The sequence below is a fragment of the Butyrivibrio hungatei genome (assembly GCF_900101605.1).
Lineage (GTDB): Bacteria > Bacillota > Clostridia > Lachnospirales > Lachnospiraceae > Butyrivibrio > Butyrivibrio hungatei_B.
In genome coordinates, this window is sequence record NZ_FMUR01000003.1 from 239,980 (window position 1) to 259,417 (window position 19,438).

Below are 19,438 nucleotides of genomic sequence, written 5' to 3' on the forward strand. Positions count from 1 at the left end.
ATCACCCCTTTACCGCACCGGCTGCAACGCCGTTATAAATCTGTTTCTGACAAAGCAAGAATATTATCAAAGCAGGAAGAAGTGACATGATCACGCCGGCACAGATAAGATGATACTGATTACCCATAGGCCCCGTGAATGTGTACAATGATGTGGCTACCGTACAGAGTTTTCTTTTATCCTGAAGATACAGGTTCGCGCAATAATACTCGTTGTAAACGCCAACGCCCTTAAGAATCAGATTCGTAACAATCGCAGGTTTTAAGAGCGGAAGCAATATCTTTGCATAAATCTGGAAGTAATTCGCACCGTCCAAAAAGGCACTTTCATCAAGCGAAACGGGAAGGTTTTCAAAAAACTGAATGTAGATGTAAATTGACATTACATCCGTTCCCATCATCATGATGATGTATCCGTACAAAGTATTTACAAGTCCGAGGTTGACCATTATTTCATATACCGAAACCTGCATGGCAATACCCGGAAGAAGTGCCGCAAAAGTAAACAGATTCCTGATAAGCGCATTGCCGGGAAAGCTAAAACGATTTAGAACATATGCAAGCTGAGAGCCTATCATGGTCGATCCCGCAAGTACAAATAAAAGAATTATTCCCGAGTTAATGAATGCCAGTCCCATATTTGCCTGAGCAAAAGCCTGAACATAATTGTTAAAATTAAAAAAGTTTTCCGGAAGTGTCATAACATTGGTGCTCTGATACTCAACCTCTGTTTTCAGCGAAGTTATGACACATGACACTATTGGAAGTACCGCCAAAAAAGCACAAAGCGCAACAGAAGCATACTTTATGATTTCCCAAACAATATCACCAATACTCATCTTTTTCTTCGGAACAACACTTGCAATTACTGTATCTGATGACATTATCTACCTCCTCTATGCATCTGCATTCTTGCCTTTGCTTCCCTTTTACGCTGTTTCTTGAACGCTCTTTCATCCATATCTGTTCCCGCATTTCTAAACAGGAACCTAAATATTGCGTCCTGAATAAATTTGGCAATGAAGATGATCACAAGAAGGAATACCGCCATCGCACTGGCAAGTCCGACCTTCTGACTTGTATGAGCAATATCATTCATTACTACAAAGAATGTTCCCGTGCCGTTTGCACCGCTTGTTATAACAAAAGGCGGCTCAAATGCCGAAAGAGATCCTGTAATAGCCAAGATTACATTCAGTGTTACTATTGTCTTTATGCTCGGTAAAATGATGTGCCAGAATGTCTGCCACTTATTTGCGCCATCTATCGACGCTGCTTCATAAAGCGTACTGTCCACCGACATCATTGCCCCAAGGAAAAGAACCATTGTCGAGCCCAGGTATCTCCACACCGACGAATATACGAGCGACCAGTTGTTTATCGATTGGTCTTTTAACCAATACGGAAGATCATTCAGATTGAAACCTATCGCTTGAAGAACCGTGTCCAGCACAAATCCTCTTGTATAAAAAAACTTGAAAATGAAACCGATAGCTATACCATTTATCAGATAAGGGAAGAAAATAAATCCCTTCCAGAAGTTTTCAGCTTTTACCTTAAAGCAGAATATTGTAGCAAGATATAATGCAAGAAATACCTGAATTACCGCTCCGACCATGTAATACAGAGACAGTAGCAGCGTTCTCAGAATATCTTCACGCTTAAAAATCTGTATATAGTTTTTGAATCCCACGAATTTCCTAGGTCCAATGTATTTCATGTTATAAAAGCTGAATTGGACCATTTTGCCAAAAGGATAATATGTGAACAAAATCAGTAATCCTACCGGAATAATGAGAAATGTTAATATTACCTGTGCCTGTTTCCACTTTCTTTTGTTCATAGGGTTATCTCACTTTCTTTCTATAAGTTGAGGCGGAATCGTACAATTCCGCCCCTCCCCCGTTACTCATAAAAAAATTTATGTGTCAGTTGTCTGTCAATTATCTGTTAGTCGTCTATATCTACTCCGTTAAGTTCCTGTGCTTCTGTCCACGCTTTATTCCAACTGTCCATAATCTGGTCAAAAGTCATATCACCGTTGGATGCATGCTCTATGATCGCCTGAACTTTCTTGTCACCACCGCTGTTAATGCTAAGTTCCGAATCGGAATTGAGTGTATCTTTAAGATCTTCTTCTCCAGCAAGTGCCGGTTCATCTGAAACATATTCAACTCCGTCAAATGCCGCATAAAGATCGGGATATTTGTCATCTTCGGCATTGATAGGAATACCGCCTTCGTTGTATGAGTATCCCGACTCATTTGTCATCCACTTTACAAAAAGAAGTGACGCCATACGATTTTCATCGCTTGCATCCTTATTGATTCCGAATGCGTAATCAGGACCTGCTGTAGCATACTGCTTGCCGTTAACCGTGATAGGGAAGCTCATATATCCGATGTCCTCAGGCTTATCTCCTGCTGCCTGCATCTGAGAATATGCCCATGAGCCAAGTACCATAGTTCCGATCTCGCCTCTGTTAAGCATGCCCTTGCTGCCTTCCCAGTCTGTAGTTGAATAGTCATCCTCGATAAGACCTTTTGCAACCGCATCATAAAGGACTTTGTACACATTGTATGCATGTGATCCGTCACCGGGATCTGCGAAAGGATTTGCCGTATGAGCAAGCTTCTGATTCATGTATGTTGCATCACCTGTAGCAGTTCCCGCAATATATGCATCCCATGCTCCCATTGTCCAGCCTGCGGCATAGTTTGTATAAAGAGGGATCGCATCCGTCTTTTCTTTTATCAGAGTTAAGTCATTTATAAATTCCTCCGGTGTCTTGGGTAAAGTTGTGATTCCTGCCTTCTCAAATACTGCCTTGTTATAAAGAACACCCTGAGCATTTCCCGTAGACGGAACCCCGTAACATATTCCGTTATACTGCTTGTCCGTAGCAAAACGGATAGCACCTTTCATCTGATCTACTGTTCCATACGGCATGAAATAATTCGAGAGCTCAGATGCATCGATCGCCGGGATCATCATAATATCGCCCCAGTCACCACCCTGAAGACGAAGAAGCGAATCTTCCGCATAATCTGTAATAGCTTCAAATTCTACTGTAATTTCGGGATAAATCTTATTAAATTCCGCAACATAGTCTTTCCAACTTTTTCCCGAATAATCATCACCAACCATGTCCGTTCTATGTGTCAGAATCTTGATCTTAGTTTTGATATCCTTCCCAGTCTCACCCAGAACAACAGATGTATAGTTGTTATCCGCAGTATCTGCAGTGCCACCGTTACCGGCATTACCGGAATTTCCGGAAGCCTCGGAACCTGCCGTTCCCGGTTCCGTACCTGCACTCGGTGAAGATCCACATGCGACGAGAGATGCAGCCACAGCTGCAGCAGCCAATAGAGCAATAGTCCTTTTTAAATTCATTTCATTCACCCCTTTTAATTAATTTAAGTAAAACCATGGTTCCAATACATTGTTCTTAAGTTAATTAATATTATATTTGTTCATCACCATTTTTCAATAGCACTTTTACAAAATTCAGTAAAAAAGAGCCGTTTCGTTAATCCTCAACAAAACGACTCCTTAAATATTGTTAATTATTTATAGACAAACCTCCTTAAATTAACTTAAATTAATTAAAGCAAAAAAAGACCAATCACTCGCGAAATGCCCACGCGCGAACGATTGGCCTTTCCACTATCAGACAGCTCTCACAGAGTCCCCGACGATCAGCTTTCCGCGTATCATCGCGGAGCTGAAAGGCATATCGGGATTACGAAGTCTCTGCGTCAGCAGCTCCATTGCCTTACTTATCATTACACTAAGATCTATTTCATAACTTGAAAGTTCAATGCTCTTGTTCATATCGGGAACATAATTATCAAATCCGATGACAGAAATATCCTTGGGAACTTTGTATCCTTTTTCTTTCAAATGCTCGATAAGCAAAAGCGCAGATACATCACAATTGCAGAAAAATGCTGTCGGCATCTCTTTTGCCGAAGGAAGCGCAAATGTCCCCTCTGCGTCAAGATTACCATATTTATCCCTGTCATTGATCACCAATGGATTATCCCTAAACTCAACATCCAGACCTGCCGATGACAGGAACTTACACATTCCTATATACCGCTCGTCAATACTCGGTGTCACCTTCAAAGTACCGACAAATCCGATCTTCCTGTGTCCTTTATCAAACAGATATCTGGTAATCTCATACCCTCCGAGGATATTATCGGTTATCACCGCATCACCTTCTATCTCCTCATATAAAGAATCCAACGAAAGCATCGGTATCTTGGCTTTGTTTCTAAGCATACGAAGATATCCGACATTGAAAGCTCCAAGAATTATCAGTCCATCCACACTCTCCTGTGCAATGAGATTGGGAACACTTTCGGACTCTTCCGCCTCTCTGTTTATAACCTCCAAAAGAGTAAGAATTCTTTTATCATTTGACTGCACCGATAATTCTTTATAAATGTGCCAGTAGAATGACCTACTGTGATTCAAATATCTTTCCGCAACTATCACTCCAATTACGGTATTCTTTTTGGGATGATGGTTCTTTTCTTTTCGCACATATCCCATTTTGTCGGCAAGACTTAGTATCTCCTCGCGCAGTTCATCACTGACGCCCTTTTTCCCCGCAAGAGCCTTCGACACGGTAACACTGCTTACGCCAAGCTTTTCTGCAATATCAGACAATGTAACATCACTCTGCATTATTATCCCTCAACTCTTTTATCGATGTTCTTTTCACAACGTTGGAATCCACCTCAAATATCGTTCCTGCTAGTGACGGATCCTCTATCTCGTTAATGACCTGCTCCACTGTGAGTCTGGCCATTTTCACAAGATCAACGTTGTAAGTTGTAAGCTTTCCTTCAAGATCGCTGTTAAGCAGGTAATTGTCATAACCGACAATCGATATATCTTCCGGAACACGTTTTCCCTGCTTTTTAAGCGCCTCATATAACAATCCGGCAGAAAAATCACTGCTGCACGCAAATGCTGTGGGCAGTTTCTTGGGTAGCTCAATCATAGGAGTTTCGTCATTTCCGCTCCTATCCGGCAAAAGCCATTCACGATTCACCTTAAGGCCGTTCTCACGCATGCACTTTTTATATCCATAGTATCTGTCGATTATATTTCTGGAATAATCAAGTGCTCCGACAAATCCTATCTCTTTATGGCCTGCTTTAACCAGCTCCTTTGTGGCTCTGTACATTCCGTAATAATTTCCCGACAAGACGGAAGTGTAATTACCTGTCTCAATCTGCTGATCCATGAAAACTACCGGCACTTTAACTGCCGCCAGCAGCCTGTTAAGAAACTTTTCTTTTATAGGTCCTATTATTATCACTCCGTCGGCATCCGTTACAGGCGGAAGTATTTCGTCATCGTCGTAATCCTTGACCATACTCAGCGACGTAAAGCATTCATTTTCCGAAACAGCATAAGCGACCTTCTGATACATCTCCCAGTAAAAAGAAGCGCCTATATAAATATATCTGTCTGAAACAATGACGCTGATGGTCTTTCCGATAAGTTCCGGATTTTCAACCTTTTTAGGCGTAGTCTTCCCGTATTTACTGTAATCAAGACCCATCTTTGCCGCACATTCTTTTATCTTCGTGCGCATTTCGGCGCTCACTCCGGGTCTGCCCGCCAGTGAATTAGATACTGTAACAACAGATACTCCCAGGCTGTCAGCAATATCTTTTAGTTTTACCTTCTGTTTTGGTCTCATCTGTTATCCTCCGGCTCTTATTATGAATTAAATTAACTTAATAATCAATCCATAACAGTTTATACTGCTGTAATTTTAATGAACTGTGCTTCAAAGTCATTGCTTCCGGGAATCAAAAGTCCCGCATTCATCAGCACATCTCCGTCATAAACTTTTCCGTTTACATCATATTTCATATCAGAGTCAAGACCTTCAAGTCTAAGCAATCTGCTTCTTGAAAATGCCTTTGACAATACCTGCATATATATCATAAAAGCTTCTTTTTTATCTTCGGAAACTATCATATATGCATCATATTCTTTATTTTCTCTGTATGACGCTATCCTGTAATACTCTCCGTCAAGGATCAGTCTTCTTATGCTTTTGTATCTGGCAATCTGCTTTGGGATCTGCTTTAGTTCATCTTCTGAAAGTTTGGTTACATCAAGCTCGTATCCGAAAGTTCCAAACATGGCCGCCACAGCTCTCGACTCAAAAGAAACTTCTCTTCCAGAAATATCATTGGGGCTTTTTGCAACATGCGATCCTATCGCTGATATCGGATAAAGCATTGCAGTACCTCCTGAATCGAAAGACGCTCAACAGGATCCATATCATCCGAGCACCATATCTGAGGACTGTAATACAGCATTCCCGCATCAAACCTGGCTCCACCCGAAGAACAGTTCTCAATAAGAACATATGGAAATTCCTTGGTTATCTTTTCCTGAATCTCATATACACCAAGGACGTGTCTGTGCCAAATCTCCCCCTGCCTGTCGGAAGGAAGATACTCAGAACCGACATCGGAAAGAGACCTGTTCATATCCCACTTAATATATACAACAGGAACTTCACGCAGTATTTTGGCCATACTTTCATAGATATAGTTTCTCACTTCAGGATTGGAATAATCCAAAACCCACTGATCACGCGCTCGCGCAGGTATTCTTCCCACTTGATGTAATATCCAGCCCGGATGTTTTTTATAAAGGTCCGTATCTTCACAGACCATTTCAGGCTCGAACCAAAGTCCGAACTTCATATCTATCTTTTTTAGCTCATCGGTCAGCCCTTTTAAACCGCCTTCCAGCTTATCTTCATTGACATACCAGTCTCCGAGCCCGCCGCTTGGCTGATTTCTGTTATATCCAAACCAGCCATCGTCAAGAACCTGAAGTTCTATTCCGCACTGCCTTGCCGTCTTTGCAATATCAAGAAGCTTGTCCTTATCAAAATCAAAATATGTTGCTTCCCAGTTATTGATAAGTATAGGTCTTTCCTTGCTCACCCAGTCTTGTCTTATCAGATGTTTCCTAAAAAGCTTATGATAATCTCTTGTCATCTTTCCAAGGCCGCAGGATGAATAAACGAGAGCCGCCTCAGGCGTTTGAAAAGAGTCTCCCGGTTCAAGCTTCCATGAGAATGTCTCTGGATTTATTCCAATGACCATCCTTATCTGGTCGTGAGCATTTTTCTTTATCTTTGCCATAAAATTGCCGGAGTAAATGAGCTGAGAAGCGTAGACTTCTCCGCTTTTCCGGTCGGTATTTTTTGAAACGACAGCCATAAAAGGCATGGAATCATGACCTTCTTCGCCTCTTGTCGACTCCGCTATTACAGCCGCATGATTAAGAGCCGTCCTTTCAATTATGTGCTCTCTCGCCCACGCGCCGCACTGCGTTATAACTTCGCAGTCTCTCATCTCAAAGTCAAGGCATGAAGACAAGGCTCTTTCTATACATAGTATTTTCGAGCCTCTGTTCTCAATAATTGCAGAACGTATTACGGCATCACAATCATCAAATACGGTAAAAGACAAAGATACAACCAGACCGTAAATTTCATCCTCAAGCCTTATCACAAGCGTATCTGCATTGTCTCCAAAGCATGTAGGAAGTCCCGCAACCTTTGCTTTCCCTTTTACAATCTCATACCCCTTGTATGACAGGTCACATCCTATCTGTCCCGCATCGCTCTTTACAGAAATGCAGCACTCCCTGAAATCACCGATCCCACCGCAAGGATACTCAAGCTGTATTGCATCCATGAATCCAAGCTGCTCCGCAGGTCTAATTGACGGAGGGACTATTTCTTCAGGTCTTAATAGATACGAAAGCTCGCCGCTTCTTATCTTTTTGCCGTAATAGATATGTGAAAGATACTTCCCATCCACTACTCCAAGAACATATGATGTATTTTCCGTATCAAGTTTCCATATTTGCTCACTGTCGTTATATACTATCGCCATCTTTCCTCCAATCTCCTTAACCCGCTGTTGCTCACGCTTTGCTTTAAGATACTATTAATGATAACAGGTAAAAACTGTTTTTGTCTTCTTCCGAGGCACTTACTATTTCTATATCCAATGTGTGATCTTTTCTTTCGCTTTCATTTAGCACCTGCTGCAAATAAAGGCAATCGCCCCAGTCTTCATCAAAATTCGAATCAAGTACAACAGCTTTTTCCCTGCATCCGTCCAAAATCGCCAGCGCAACGGGAGCAGGTCTGTTTATTGTCTTTCTGTACTGAATGGCAACCGTCCTTACGCCGCTAAGTTCAAAGTGAATTGAATCACCTGTTTTGGTAGCTATCCAGCCATTTTTAAAGAAGTCAAGATGTCCTTCTTTTTCTCTCGCATCGGCTCTAAAGCCCGATAATACCGGACTTCCGGTTTCGATGGTATATCTTATAGAATCTTCAAAGCGATTTGCTGTAACAGGTTCTTTTTCCTGCTCTTCTTGGCAATCAGATACGTCCATACCGCATATTTCATTGATCCTATCCGTTATCTCTTTTGCCAGAAGTTCGTGCCCCAGATCATTTGGATGCAATCCGTCAGGTGTAATATCATTTCTATTATATCTTCCTTCAAGCATCCTCTTATATATCGTATCTTTAATGCTCACGTTGGGAATTCCGTAGTGCTTTCCGACTTCTAAATGTATATCCTCCGCAGTTCTGCCATCGTCATAGTACACATTGTTAAGAAGCAGCATTGCAGGCTCTGTATCCGAGTACCATATTCGTCTTATCAGTCCCTCGTATGTCTCTTTGAAAAGATCTGTCGGATCATCATTCACTGAAAAGTCTACTATCACAAAGTCAGGTCTGTACATAAGCAGATCCTTATAAACTCTGGACACTCCAAAATATGAGGAGGTTCCGCCTATTCCGGAATTCAAATAGTGAAACTTTGCATTCGGAAACTCTTTTTCAAACCAATCAAAAACTCTATGTGCATAGCACAGCTTAGGCTCAGAAGACAAAGATCCTTGAGTTATCGAACCTCCAAAGAAGCCAAGTACAAGTTCTTCACCCGCTTTGGCCTTATCAATCAGTTTTTTTATCCGCTTTATTCCTTCTACTTCATTCATATCTTTTTAACCTCATATAGTTTGGGGAGATTATCTTTTGTTACAACATTCGGGCTGTTATATACATCTTTCAAAAATTCAAATGTGTTATATTCTTCTGTTCTGCAAAAATCCAGAGACCATGTCATAAAGCTCGCCCATCCTATATGCTCACCGTGGACAGCCTCGGGATCCGGAAGCACACCGACTTCCGCCAGAATCATAGGCTTTTTCATCTCGGTTATTTCTTTAAGCGCATTATACTGCTCGGAATATGCCGTATGAACATGTTTATCGGTATAAAGGTCGACCGATATCACATCTACAACGTCGTCACCGGGATAGAACTCCTTAATATGCGAATTCCACACCCAGATAAGATTGTTAAGATGATGCACGCCCACAAAGCGCTCATACATTATTCTGTACAACTTTTTGACAGGCTCGGCTCCTTTCGCGCCCCACCAGAACCATGTTCCGTCACTTTCATGGAACGGTCTCCACAAAATAGGGATCTCTTTTTCGCAAAAAGGCCTCAGTATCCCGGCCATTACGTCAAGATCCGAGATCATCGCATTATATTCAGCAGTGCCCTCAGTTGCAGCTTTTTCAGGGTCAAAAGAAGTATTCTCCGTATAAAAAGCCTTTGACCTACCGTAAAGAGGTGAGAACCAGTGCCATGTGAATGTGATAAGCCCTTGTTCCTCAGCCCATTCCCAGGCTTTCTTAAGCGTTCCGTTGTTGTGAACGATCTCATCCATACACTCATCATCTGTATCGAGATAGTTGATATTCGGTGAATAAGACAAAAGTTCAAAGCCCAAAAGCGCCGGCCTCTTTCCCGTCTTTTCCTCTATCAGCTTAAGCTCTTCCTGCTCCATCGTCTGCGTATGCTGTCCTGTGATCATCTTTTCATATGTGATCTCGGCCAGATATTTAAGCACATTTCTTGCTCCCTGCTGCATATTCGCGTTACTCGGTTCATAAATCTTGTCACTCATACAATTCCTCCGGTAAAAATTCATTTAAGGTCATTTCGTGGTAAGTCTTTTTTCACTCAGTGAATATCAGCAACACTTCTGACCGTAAGATTATTGGCATCTCCCCTTATGATCCTGACAACCTTTACTCCGGGATTCATGTCAAAAAAGTTGTCTGAGAGTACCAGATCGTCATTCTCATTTCTAATTTCTATATTTTTGGCAAAAGCCTTTGCGCTTATTTCTATCTCATTTTCCGAGATCATTCTTACTGTGAGCCCCGGATCTTCAAAACGGAAATATTTCGCCGGCACAAAAAGAGCTGTGCCTTCCGACACCATCTCGCCCTTTTCTATGGCCTTAAAGGACACATAACAGGAATATATGTCGATTTCGGGGAAGCTTTGCTCAGTCACCCACTTTGAAGAAAACGGAGAAACAGTTACATCGACGGTACCCGAAGTTTCGATTTCAAGTCCTTTTCCATCAATCTCTTTTCCGAAAGCATCTCTGAGTTTCCACTCTGCCGTGAGCTTTCTCTCCGTCATGGTCTCATTGGAGATATTAAGCTTTATAGCAGGTACGAACAGACTCTTCTCGGAATTGATCTCAATCCCTTCAGATACAGTGCTCGTCTCCGCACAGCTAATAAGCACGGGAGCAAAAAATCTCCTGGCATAATAGTGCAGCGCCTTCCATCTTCCGTAATAGTCAACAGAAGCCCAGCTTATAACAGGCCAGCAGTCATTTAGCTGCCAATACAGAGTCCCCATGCACCTTCCCCTGTTTCTCCTAAAGTGCTCAACGCCGTATCGTATCGCTTCTCCCGACAGAAGCTGAGATGCATAAATCAAAGTGTCAAAATCCGTAGGATACTTGAAAGTTGCCTGCATGTACTGCATTATCTTGGAATTGGCAGATTTGTTTCTCTGGTGCTTTTCCATGTTATAGGAAAAAAGATTGTAGTCTTCTTCGCTTGTCATTACCGTTTCCAGTGTCTTTTTTGACGGAAGAGCCTGGAAGCCAAACTCCGACAGATATCTGAAGAAATACTTTCTGTACTCGGTAAAAGGTTTTCCGTCATGCCATACCTGCCAGAAATGAACATCTCCGCGGTCAAAGTCGTTGGGATTGTCAAAAGATCCTCCCGACGACGGACTGGATGGCCAGTATACCGCATCAGGTGCATATTCTTTTACCCACTTAGGAAAAAGATATTCATACATCTTGATATAATCAGCCTTTTGCTTATGAGTCTTAACCCACACTCCGTTTTTTACAAACATCTCCATCTCATTATTGCCGCAAATGAGAGCAAGACAGGCATGATCCGCTATTCGTCTTAAATTGTCTTTTATTTCAAGCCTGATATTCTCTTCAAATTCCTCGGTAAGGTCATAGACACCGCAGGCAAACATCATATCCTGCCATACCATGATCCCAAGCTCATCGCAGATATCATAGAAAGCATCATCCGGAAAAAAGCCGCCGCCCCAAACCCTGATGGAATTAAAGTTGGCCATTTTACAATCTTCAAGTAGTTTCCTTGTTCTTTCGGGCGTCATTCTTGTCAGATAGTTATCTTCCGGTATATAGTCTGCGCCAAATGCAAATACATCAAAGCCGTTTATGCAATGCGAGAAACTCTCTCCCCACTCATCTTTCTTTTTGGTTATGGTAAGGGTTCTCAGGCCGATTCTTTTTGTCAGAGAATCAAGCTCCGTATTTCCAAGTTTTAATTTTATATCCAGGTTATAAAGATTTTGTTCTCCGAATCCGGACGGCCACCAGAGCAAAGGATCTTCGACCACGATTTCATCGCCTGATCTGTAATCTTCATACTTAAGCTCTTTTCCCTGCGGATCTGTAAGAATCACATCACAGGAAATGCCTTTATCATCACCGTAAACTTCTCTGTCAATAAAAATACGTAGCCCGGCTTTACCGCCCGAGTGTCTCTGATGAACCCTGACATTCTCTATACGTGCAGTATTTATTCCAAGAATATATACAGGTCTGAAAAGTCCCGCATCAGGGATTCTCGGGCCCCAGTCCCAGCCGAACATGTAGTGGGCCTTTCTTATGTGAACAAAGCCCTCCATGGCATCTTCCGTTCCGTCGCACTCACTTTTTCCGTATGCATCCTTTATATATTTAAGAGGTGAGTGGATGCAGACCTTTAATTCATTATCCTTTTCCTTTAATAAATCTGTGATATCAATCCTGTATGTCCTGTGCATGTTGCAGGCACATAGGATTTTGCTTCCGTTTAGATACACCTCCCCAACGGTATCGATTCCTTCGAATACAAGCTCTTTTTTCAAAGATGACATGAGAGCATGACCGGCATCGAACTTAGCTTCGTATTCAAACTCCTCTTCCATCATTTTCAGGGCAAATTTCTCATTGTCTGCCACAAACGGATTCGGAATTACTCCGTTATTCTGAAGTGTATAGAGAACGCTCCCAGGAACCTCTGTCCTGTACTTACTGCCATCGGATACCCTTTTCAGTATCCAGTTATTTATTGCAAATTTTTCCATCTATTGTCTCCGTATTTACTGCATCTCTCATCTAATCTTATTTAAGTGATGCCAAGAACAATGCGCCTTTTATTCCCTGCTGCCCCATAAGTCCCGCAGGTGTTATATAACTTTCAATATTCTGCATCTCTTTTGTATCAACATATCCGTTCATATAGGAAAGAGTTTTCTCGCGGATCATAGGAAAGAGCTTTTCTATATGCATAACGCCGCCGCCGAGAATGATCCTCTCAGGGCAATAGCAACATATATATTGCATCAATGCCTTTCCGATGTAGTCTGCTTCCTGCTCCCAAACGCTCATATCATCGAGCAAAAGCTGCGGCTTCTTGCCATAGTGAGCCTCTATTGCAGGTCCCGATGCCAGTCCTTCAAAACAGTTCTTATGATACGGACAGATTCCTTCAAAACCGTCTCTTCCGCTCACAGGCAAAAGAATATGTCCCGCCTCAGGATGAAGCGCTCCATGGAGGAGATTGCCTTCAGCATAAACTCCAACTCCGATCCCGGTGCCTATTGTTATGTAGATTACGTTATTCAGCCCTTTTCCATTCCCATATTTGACTTCTCCCAAACATGCCGCGTTGACATCGGTATCTATTGTCACAGGGTAATCTGCCTTGCCAAAAGCTTCCATCCAGGAAAAGCCCACCCATTCCAGCTTCGGGCTTTTTCCTATCTTTCCGTAACTTTCCGAGTTCCTATCAAGGCACACAGGGCCGAACGCTCCTATTCCCATGCCTTCAATGTCATACTTTCCAAAAAAATCCATAATCTCAGGGATTGTTTCCCTCGGACTTCTCGTTTTTATCTCTGTGGTCTCTACTATATTTGACTTGTCGTCCCCAACAGCCAATACCATCTTTGTTCCGCCTGCTTCTATAGCGCCATACATCTGTATTCCCCTCCGTTATCACTAAAAAGTAAATATGCTACCAAAAACTCCAATCCGGAATTTAATTAAATTAACTTAACTCAATCACAATGCATTTATATTTTACTTAAATATTGCACATATCAATCTATTTTTCAATAGTATTTCCATCTTTTTCTTTATCTTTTAAATAAGCACATAAAAAACCGCTCTAACAAGTTATTAAGGGCCTGTCAGAACGGTATCTTTTAAATATTCTATTTTTCAAATCAGTTACTTGGTACTCTCCCTTTCTATGTAAGAAACAGGAAGTATCGTGCGTTTTGGTACAACCTTGCCTTCAGAAGATGAAATGACTAGATCCACTGCCATTTCCGCCATTTCTTTAATGGGCTGGTGTATTGTCGAGATCGGCGGAGTCGTAAGCCTCGAAAGCAGAACATCATCAAAGCCTATAAGTTTTATATCTTCGGGTACTCTTTTGCCCATTTTCCTGCAAACCTGAAGAACCTGCGCCGCGATAAGATCGGAGCTTGCAAAAATTCCGTCTATCTCATTGTCGAGTTTAAGTTCTCCCGTCAAAAGAGCGTGATACTCAAGGTTGTTATACTGATTCATGCTGGTAGAAACCGCCTTATAGACAACACCGCGCTCTTCGCAGACTTTGGCAAAGCCTTTCAAACGGTCATCCGCAGGCATGACGCTTTTTGAAACACCGCTTATGATAAGCAGGTGCTTGCAACCGCTTTTGATAAGCGCCTCGGCTGCTAGCATACCGCCCTGCTCATTGTCACACTCAACTGCTGCCGTTCCGTTCTCAACAAAACGCTCAACAGTGATAAGCGGGATATTACTATTTGCAAATTCGAGCCCCTTAACTGTGGAGGAAAAAACTATAACACCGGCAACACGATTACTTGTGCACATATCAAGGTACTCTTTTTCCTTGTGATCTGCGCCCTTGGAATTGGCGAGCAAGATCTTATACCCTTTCTTGCTTGCCGCATTCTCAATGTTACTTATCATCTCGGAAAAATAAGGATGCCTTATGTGCGGCATAATAACGCCGATCGTATTCGTCGATTTCTTGGATAGGGATCTGGCTACTTCGTTGGGCTGATAATTGAGTTCTTCCATTGCAGCATATACCTTGGACCTTGTTTTGTCCGAAATATACCCTCTGTTGTTCAGAACCCTTGATACAGTTGTAACCGTCAGCCCACATCTGGCTGCGACATCCTTTAATGTAGCCATATTCCCTCCGATGCCTCTTCCTACCACGCACTTCTTACGAATGCTCGATAGTAAACTTCTTAGTCTTTAAATTTGCTTTAAGCCGTGCAAAATCGTCGCCGTTTTTCCTAAGAATAACAAGTTCCTCATCGCCGCAATCTTCAAGAATAAACTCTCCGTCAAATGCAGGATGCTCATTTCTGAACTTCATAAGCTTAAGAAGCTCTTTTACGACAGGTCTTTCGACTTCTTTTTCTATCTCGTCAAGCTTGTAATAATGACGATTTATATTTCTTCCGACTTTGGTCTCTTCAAGAAGTTTAAGGTCGTTCTTTCCCGCAAGGAGTCCCACATAATATACCTGCGGAATTCCGGGAGCAAAAAACTGAACCGCTCTTGCCAGAAGGTAAGCATCGTCGTCATCGCCAAGTGCCGAGTAATAGCTGCAGTTGACCTGATAAATATCAAGATTGTTATATGCAGCCGTATTGTAAATCTTCTTTACATTGGCTCCGTATTTAAAGATGTCCTCTTTTGTCCTCTCAATCTCATCATCGGGAAGGAGGTCTTTTACATCGACAACACCGATTCCGTCGTGAGTATCAAGCGTTGTGAACTGCTTCCTCGGACAAATGTTAAGCCAATTCTTCAAATACGTAGACTGTCCATAGTATAACGCATTTATTAGTAGCATTGGAAGCGCAAAATCATAAACATAGTAGTCATGACTTTCAATTTTCTGCTGCATCGTGTAGTGCTCGTGTATCTCAGGAAGGAGCTTAACACCGTACGGCTCTACTATTTTCTGGCATCCGTCCATAAGTTCCCAAACTTCCGGCTCTATGAAAAAGCATGAACTTCCTGCTTTTTTTGTCGCATAAGCAAACGCATCAAGTCGAATGATCGAGAGCCCGTGCTTACAGAGATTTACAAGATTATCCTTGATAAACTCTTTTGCCGTATCCGATTTGCAGTTGATATCGATCTGCTGCTCATCAAAGGTGCACCATACTTTCTCAGTGCTTCCGTCAGCAAATACCGCATCCACATAGGGAGCTCTGGGCTTTCTCTTGTAGATAACATCCACTTCTTCTTGTGTAGGCTCTCCGTTCTCCCAAAAATCCTTATAGCGAATGAAAAGATTTCTGTATTTCGAATCATCTTTTTTCTGAAGAAAATCTTTGTAATACTCACTCTGCGCCGAAATGTGATTGATCATGTAATCGGCCATGAGATAATACTGTTCCGACAACTTTTCTATATCGTCCCAGTCTCCAAACGTCTTGTCTACAACGTGGTAATCCATAGGAGCAAATCCTCTGTCTCCCGAAGATGGGAAAAAAGGAAGTATATGTATACCGCCTACTGCATCCTTAAAGTACTTGTCCATTACAAACGCTAGATCTTTGAGATTATTACCCATGCTGTCTGCGTATGTGATCAACATACATTTGTTTTCTAGCTTTTTCATAACATAAAACCTTTCATATAATTATTTAACAGCTCCTGCTGTGATTCCCTCAACAATGTATCTTTGAAGGAAAAGATATAACAACAATATCGGAAGCATCGCAAGCAAAAGTGCAGCCATGATCAGACCCGTGTCTGTCGAATATGTGCCGTAGAAAACTTTTGTCGCGATAGGAATCGTATACAGCTCTTTTCTTCCAAGTACAAGACTGGGCAAAAGATAATCATTCCAAAATGCCATTGCATCAATAATAGCCACCGTTGCTATAGTTGGCTTAAGTATAGGAAATACGATTCTTGAAAAGATCTGCCATTTATTACATCCGTCTATTGTAGCCGCCTCTTCAAGCGAACACGGAACATTTGTATTAATACTTCCATGGAACATGAATGTAGCCATTGAAAGTGAGAATCCGATGTGCATGAATATCAATGTGATCCTGTGATTCAGGATGCCGAGTATTCCGCCGTAAAGTGAAACAAGCGGGATCATGAGTACCTGAAAAGGAATTACCATTGATGCGATCATAAGAACGAACAATATCTTATTTGCTTTCCAGTTATTTCTTACGATAAGGTAAGCGGTCATGGATGAAAGCGCGATTGTTCCTACAGTTGAGCACACCGTCACTATAAAGGAGTTAGCGAATGAATTAAAGAATTTCATTTTTTCAATCGCTTTGGGGAAGTTCTCAATCGTAAATCCGTGCTTTCCTACCAATGCAAGCGGATTGCCCGTAATATCTGATTTTACCTTAAAAACATTTATTATTACCATTATGAAAGGGAAAATAAATACTACAAACATAACCGCAAGGATAGCGATCATAATGGCATGCTTTATTATTTTATTGCGTCTTGCTTTTTCATTTTCCATTATGCCTGTACCTCCCCTTTCTTACCTACGTATACTTGAATTCCACCGATCACCGCGCAGATCACAAACAAGATAAGTGCCTCTGCCTGGCCGGTTCCATAGTTCTTGTTTACGAAAGCCTGATTGTAAACGTGCATTGCTGCAAGCGCTGAACTTCCATAAGGATCACCGTTAGTCAACGAAAGGTTGACGTCATATACCATGAAACATCTTGTGATCGTAAGGAAAAGACACTGTACAAATGATGCCGTCATAAGTGGAATTGATATATGAATGATAGACTGTCTGCCTGTACAGCCATCAATTTTAGCCGCTTCAATAACATCTTCCGATACGCTCATAAAACCTGCAACATAGATAAGCATCATGTAGCCGGCATACTGCCATACCGAAACAATAATAAGTGCTGCGATCGCTCCGCTCTCCGTAGCAAGGAGTGACTTAGCTCTTCCGTCTGATATATAGCCCATAAGCTCTACCAGCGCTTTATTAAATACAAATTTCCAAACATAACCAAGTACGATACCACCGATAAGATTCGGTACAAAGAATCCGGCTCTGAAAAAATTCTGGCCTTTGATTCCGCTCGTAACCATATATGCAATGATAAATGCAACAGCATTTACAAGTACAACAGCTATTGCCGAATAGATAAACGTACGTCCGAGAGATGTCCAATATCCCCCATCCGAAAATGCATTAACATAATTTTCCATGCCTACAAAAGGCTTATTTCTGGATACCCCGTTCCAGCTCGTAAATGTAAGATACAGTCCATAAATAAAAGGTATTATCACAACACTGCAAAAGATTACCGTTGTTAATCCCGCAAATATCAAATACTGTTTTAATTTATAGCCCAGTGTATTAGTTTTCATATGCCTCACCTTTCAAAATACCCGTGCACTAAACACTTAAATCTCTTTTCTTTTTTATCAGGGCTTCTTGATGATCGAAGCCCTGATATAATGTCTTTTTACAATCAGATTGATTATTGAGTAAATTATCAGTGCTCAATAGGTGTTGCAGACTTGAAATACTCAGTTACCGCATCAGCAAGTGCTGCTCTGTCCATTGACTCATCAAGGTATTTCTGCATGATCTCCTGTCCTACTACCGTCATATGATCGTCGGGAAGGTAATTGTATGTAGGAATCATATTTCCTGCATCTGCATATGTCTTTACAGAAAGAGAAAATGGATCGAGCTTATCGGCTTTGATATTTTCAAAAGCAGGAACAAGCGCACACTTTTCTGTAAGGAAAGCATTTCCGTCAGCATCGTTTACAAGCCAGTTAAGGAAGTCAAGCGCAGCCTGTCTCTGCTCATCTGAAGTATCTGATGAACTGTCAACAAAGAAATACTTGGTTGCACCGCCGACAATCTTAAAGTTGCTTGTGTCTGCAGTATTCTGCGGAACAGGCATCATTCCGAGGTGCTCTGTGTAATCATACTGGTTGATAACTGACCAATCCCAGTTTCCGCCGAACATGAAAGCGATCTGTCCTTCTGCAAGCATCATTGATGTCTCTTCACGATCTGCGTTTGAAGCAGAACCTTTTGCATAGTTATATTTGATAAGAGTATCAAATGAATCCATTAAGGAATTGAATTTCTCATTTTCCGCAAGGCTACCTGATCCATCAAGAAGGCTCTTTACAAATGCATCGGGATCCTGCTGCTCTTCATATACCATAGGGAACCAGTGGGCACCGAGTGACCAGTACTCTGAAAGGATTCCTACAGGCTTCTCCATTCCGCCCTGTACAAGCTTATCAAGTAACTTCTGGAAATCTTCAAGCTTTGCAACTGATGTAGGATCGAACGCTTCTCCGGTGATCTTCTCAATTGCATCTGCGTTGTAAAGAATTCCTCTTGCCTCTACACAGAAAGGAAATCCTACAACTTTTCCGTCAACCGTGATTCCAAGCTTTGTTTTCTTTGCCCAGTCCTCATTTGAAAGATCGTAAGCATACTCATTTGCTACTGCATATATATCTTTCGGATCCACCATTGAAAGTGTATAAGGATCGTGTGATGCATACTTTGTTGCAATCTGTGAAGCAACTGTTGTATCCGTATCGGCATTGTATACTTCAACATGCACACCTGTCTTCTCTTCATACTCTTTTGCCATATCCTCGAACTGTGTCTGAATCTCTGTTTTAGAATTTAAAATTGAGATAGCCGCTCCCCCGCCATTGCCACTATCCGCAACCTGCTCTCCGGAATTCTGAACAGCTGATTCCTCACTGCCTTGTGTACCACATGCAACCATTGATAATGCCATAGCTGCACCAACTACTAATGAAACTATTTTCCTTCTCATCTTAAATAACCCCTCCTTTTAAAAGGTCTTTGTTTATTGTAAACAGATATTATCACGTGACGTATATTTATGT

At 41.8% G+C, this 19,438-nt stretch carries 15 protein-coding genes and 1 pseudogene; all 16 read right to left on the reverse strand.

Annotated features, from left to right (window positions below):
• Position 1: 1 nt before the first annotated feature.
• On the reverse strand, positions 2–838 hold the full coding sequence (locus BLP87_RS01060) for a carbohydrate ABC transporter permease (RefSeq protein ID WP_074461166.1): 837 nt from the start codon (positions 836–838) through the stop codon (positions 2–4).
• Positions 839–882: 44 nt separating this feature from the next.
• A complete protein-coding gene (locus BLP87_RS01065; RefSeq protein ID WP_074461055.1) occupies positions 883–1,842 on the reverse strand; it encodes a carbohydrate ABC transporter permease in 960 nt (319 codons plus the stop codon).
• A gap of 107 nt (positions 1,843–1,949) precedes the next feature.
• Entirely contained in the window at positions 1,950–3,395 is a 1,446-nt protein-coding gene (locus BLP87_RS01070) for an ABC transporter substrate-binding protein (protein ID WP_074461056.1), read from the reverse strand.
• A 276-nt stretch (positions 3,396–3,671) separates the two neighbouring features.
• The gene (locus BLP87_RS01075) at positions 3,672–4,697 is read right to left on the reverse strand and encodes a LacI family DNA-binding transcriptional regulator (protein ID WP_026655281.1); all 1,026 of its coding nucleotides are present in this window, start codon (positions 4,695–4,697) and stop codon (positions 3,672–3,674) included.
• Positions 4,687–5,724 carry a LacI family DNA-binding transcriptional regulator gene (locus BLP87_RS01080; RefSeq protein WP_026655283.1) on the reverse strand — a complete coding sequence of 346 codons (1,038 nt, stop codon included), beginning with the start codon at positions 5,722–5,724 and terminating at the stop codon, positions 4,687–4,689. Before BLP87_RS01080 ends, BLP87_RS01075 begins: the two co-directional genes overlap by 11 nt.
• 59 nt (positions 5,725–5,783) lie before the next feature.
• Positions 5,784–6,008, reverse strand: a complete 225-nt coding sequence (locus BLP87_RS16230; protein WP_330389935.1) for a GH36 C-terminal domain-containing protein — start codon at positions 6,006–6,008, stop codon at positions 5,784–5,786.
• 117 nt (positions 6,009–6,125) lie between these two features.
• Positions 6,126–7,954, reverse strand: a pseudogene (locus BLP87_RS01085) (alpha-galactosidase); the annotation flags it as partial.
• 43 nt (positions 7,955–7,997) lie between these two features.
• Positions 7,998–9,080 (reverse strand): SGNH/GDSL hydrolase family protein, encoded by a 1,083-nt coding sequence (locus BLP87_RS01090; RefSeq protein ID WP_074461057.1) that lies wholly within the window; start codon positions 9,078–9,080, stop codon positions 7,998–8,000.
• Complete coding sequence (locus BLP87_RS01095; protein WP_026655285.1) at positions 9,077–10,060, reverse strand: glycosyl hydrolase; 984 nt, start codon at positions 10,058–10,060, stop codon at positions 9,077–9,079. Before BLP87_RS01095 ends, BLP87_RS01090 begins: the two co-directional genes overlap by 4 nt.
• 56 nt (positions 10,061–10,116) lie before the next feature.
• Complete coding sequence (locus BLP87_RS01100) at positions 10,117–12,582, reverse strand: beta-mannosidase (RefSeq protein ID WP_074461058.1); 2,466 nt, start codon at positions 12,580–12,582, stop codon at positions 10,117–10,119.
• A gap of 37 nt (positions 12,583–12,619) precedes the next feature.
• Positions 12,620–13,477, reverse strand: coding sequence for an ROK family protein (locus BLP87_RS01105; protein ID WP_074461059.1), 858 nt, complete (start codon positions 13,475–13,477; stop codon positions 12,620–12,622).
• Between the two features lie 252 nt (positions 13,478–13,729).
• Complete coding sequence (locus BLP87_RS01110) at positions 13,730–14,710, reverse strand: LacI family DNA-binding transcriptional regulator (protein WP_026655288.1); 981 nt, start codon at positions 14,708–14,710, stop codon at positions 13,730–13,732.
• A gap of 34 nt (positions 14,711–14,744) precedes the next feature.
• Complete coding sequence (gtfA, locus tag BLP87_RS01115) at positions 14,745–16,160, reverse strand: sucrose phosphorylase (protein ID WP_074461060.1); 1,416 nt, start codon at positions 16,158–16,160, stop codon at positions 14,745–14,747.
• Between the two features lie 21 nt (positions 16,161–16,181).
• The gene (locus BLP87_RS01120) at positions 16,182–17,036 is read right to left on the reverse strand and encodes a carbohydrate ABC transporter permease (protein WP_026655291.1); all 855 of its coding nucleotides are present in this window, start codon (positions 17,034–17,036) and stop codon (positions 16,182–16,184) included.
• Positions 17,036–17,914, reverse strand: a complete 879-nt coding sequence (locus BLP87_RS01125) for a carbohydrate ABC transporter permease (RefSeq protein WP_074461061.1) — start codon at positions 17,912–17,914, stop codon at positions 17,036–17,038. The genes BLP87_RS01120 and BLP87_RS01125 overlap by 1 nt, the downstream gene beginning before the upstream one ends.
• 128 nt (positions 17,915–18,042) lie before the next feature.
• On the reverse strand, positions 18,043–19,365 hold the full coding sequence (locus BLP87_RS01130; protein ID WP_074461062.1) for an ABC transporter substrate-binding protein: 1,323 nt from the start codon (positions 19,363–19,365) through the stop codon (positions 18,043–18,045).
• Positions 19,366–19,438: the final 73 nt, after the last annotated feature.

What these genes read in the sequence shown, in the direction of transcription:
- BLP87_RS01110 (WP_026655288.1), bottom strand. Translation starts at nt 14,710, where the DNA reads ATGGCTACATTAAAGGATGTCGCAGCCAGATGTGGGCTGACGGTTACA.
- BLP87_RS01075 (WP_026655281.1), bottom strand. Translation starts at nt 4,697, where the DNA reads ATGCAGAGTGATGTTACATTGTCTGATATTGCAGAAAAGCTTGGCGTA.
- BLP87_RS01095 (WP_026655285.1), bottom strand. Translation starts at nt 10,060, where the DNA reads ATGAGTGACAAGATTTATGAACCGAGTAACGCGAATATGCAGCAGGGA.
- BLP87_RS01090 (WP_074461057.1), bottom strand. Translation starts at nt 9,080, where the DNA reads ATGAATGAAGTAGAAGGAATAAAGCGGATAAAAAAACTGATTGATAAG.
- BLP87_RS01065 (WP_074461055.1), bottom strand. Translation starts at nt 1,842, where the DNA reads ATGAACAAAAGAAAGTGGAAACAGGCACAGGTAATATTAACATTTCTC.
- BLP87_RS01130 (WP_074461062.1), bottom strand. Translation starts at nt 19,365, where the DNA reads ATGAGAAGGAAAATAGTTTCATTAGTAGTTGGTGCAGCTATGGCATTA.
- BLP87_RS01060 (WP_074461166.1), bottom strand. Translation starts at nt 838, where the DNA reads ATGAGTATTGGTGATATTGTTTGGGAAATCATAAAGTATGCTTCTGTT.
- BLP87_RS01080 (WP_026655283.1), bottom strand. Translation starts at nt 5,724, where the DNA reads ATGAGACCAAAACAGAAGGTAAAACTAAAAGATATTGCTGACAGCCTG.
- BLP87_RS01100 (WP_074461058.1), bottom strand. Translation starts at nt 12,582, where the DNA reads ATGGAAAAATTTGCAATAAATAACTGGATACTGAAAAGGGTATCCGAT.
- BLP87_RS01070 (WP_074461056.1), bottom strand. Translation starts at nt 3,395, where the DNA reads ATGAATTTAAAAAGGACTATTGCTCTATTGGCTGCTGCAGCTGTGGCT.
- BLP87_RS01125 (WP_074461061.1), bottom strand. Translation starts at nt 17,914, where the DNA reads ATGAAAACTAATACACTGGGCTATAAATTAAAACAGTATTTGATATTT.
- BLP87_RS01120 (WP_026655291.1), bottom strand. Translation starts at nt 17,036, where the DNA reads ATGGAAAATGAAAAAGCAAGACGCAATAAAATAATAAAGCATGCCATT.
- BLP87_RS16230 (WP_330389935.1), bottom strand. Translation starts at nt 6,008, where the DNA reads ATGATAGTTTCCGAAGATAAAAAAGAAGCTTTTATGATATATATGCAG.
- BLP87_RS01105 (WP_074461059.1), bottom strand. Translation starts at nt 13,477, where the DNA reads ATGTATGGCGCTATAGAAGCAGGCGGAACAAAGATGGTATTGGCTGTT.
- gtfA (WP_074461060.1), bottom strand. Translation starts at nt 16,160, where the DNA reads ATGAAAAAGCTAGAAAACAAATGTATGTTGATCACATACGCAGACAGC.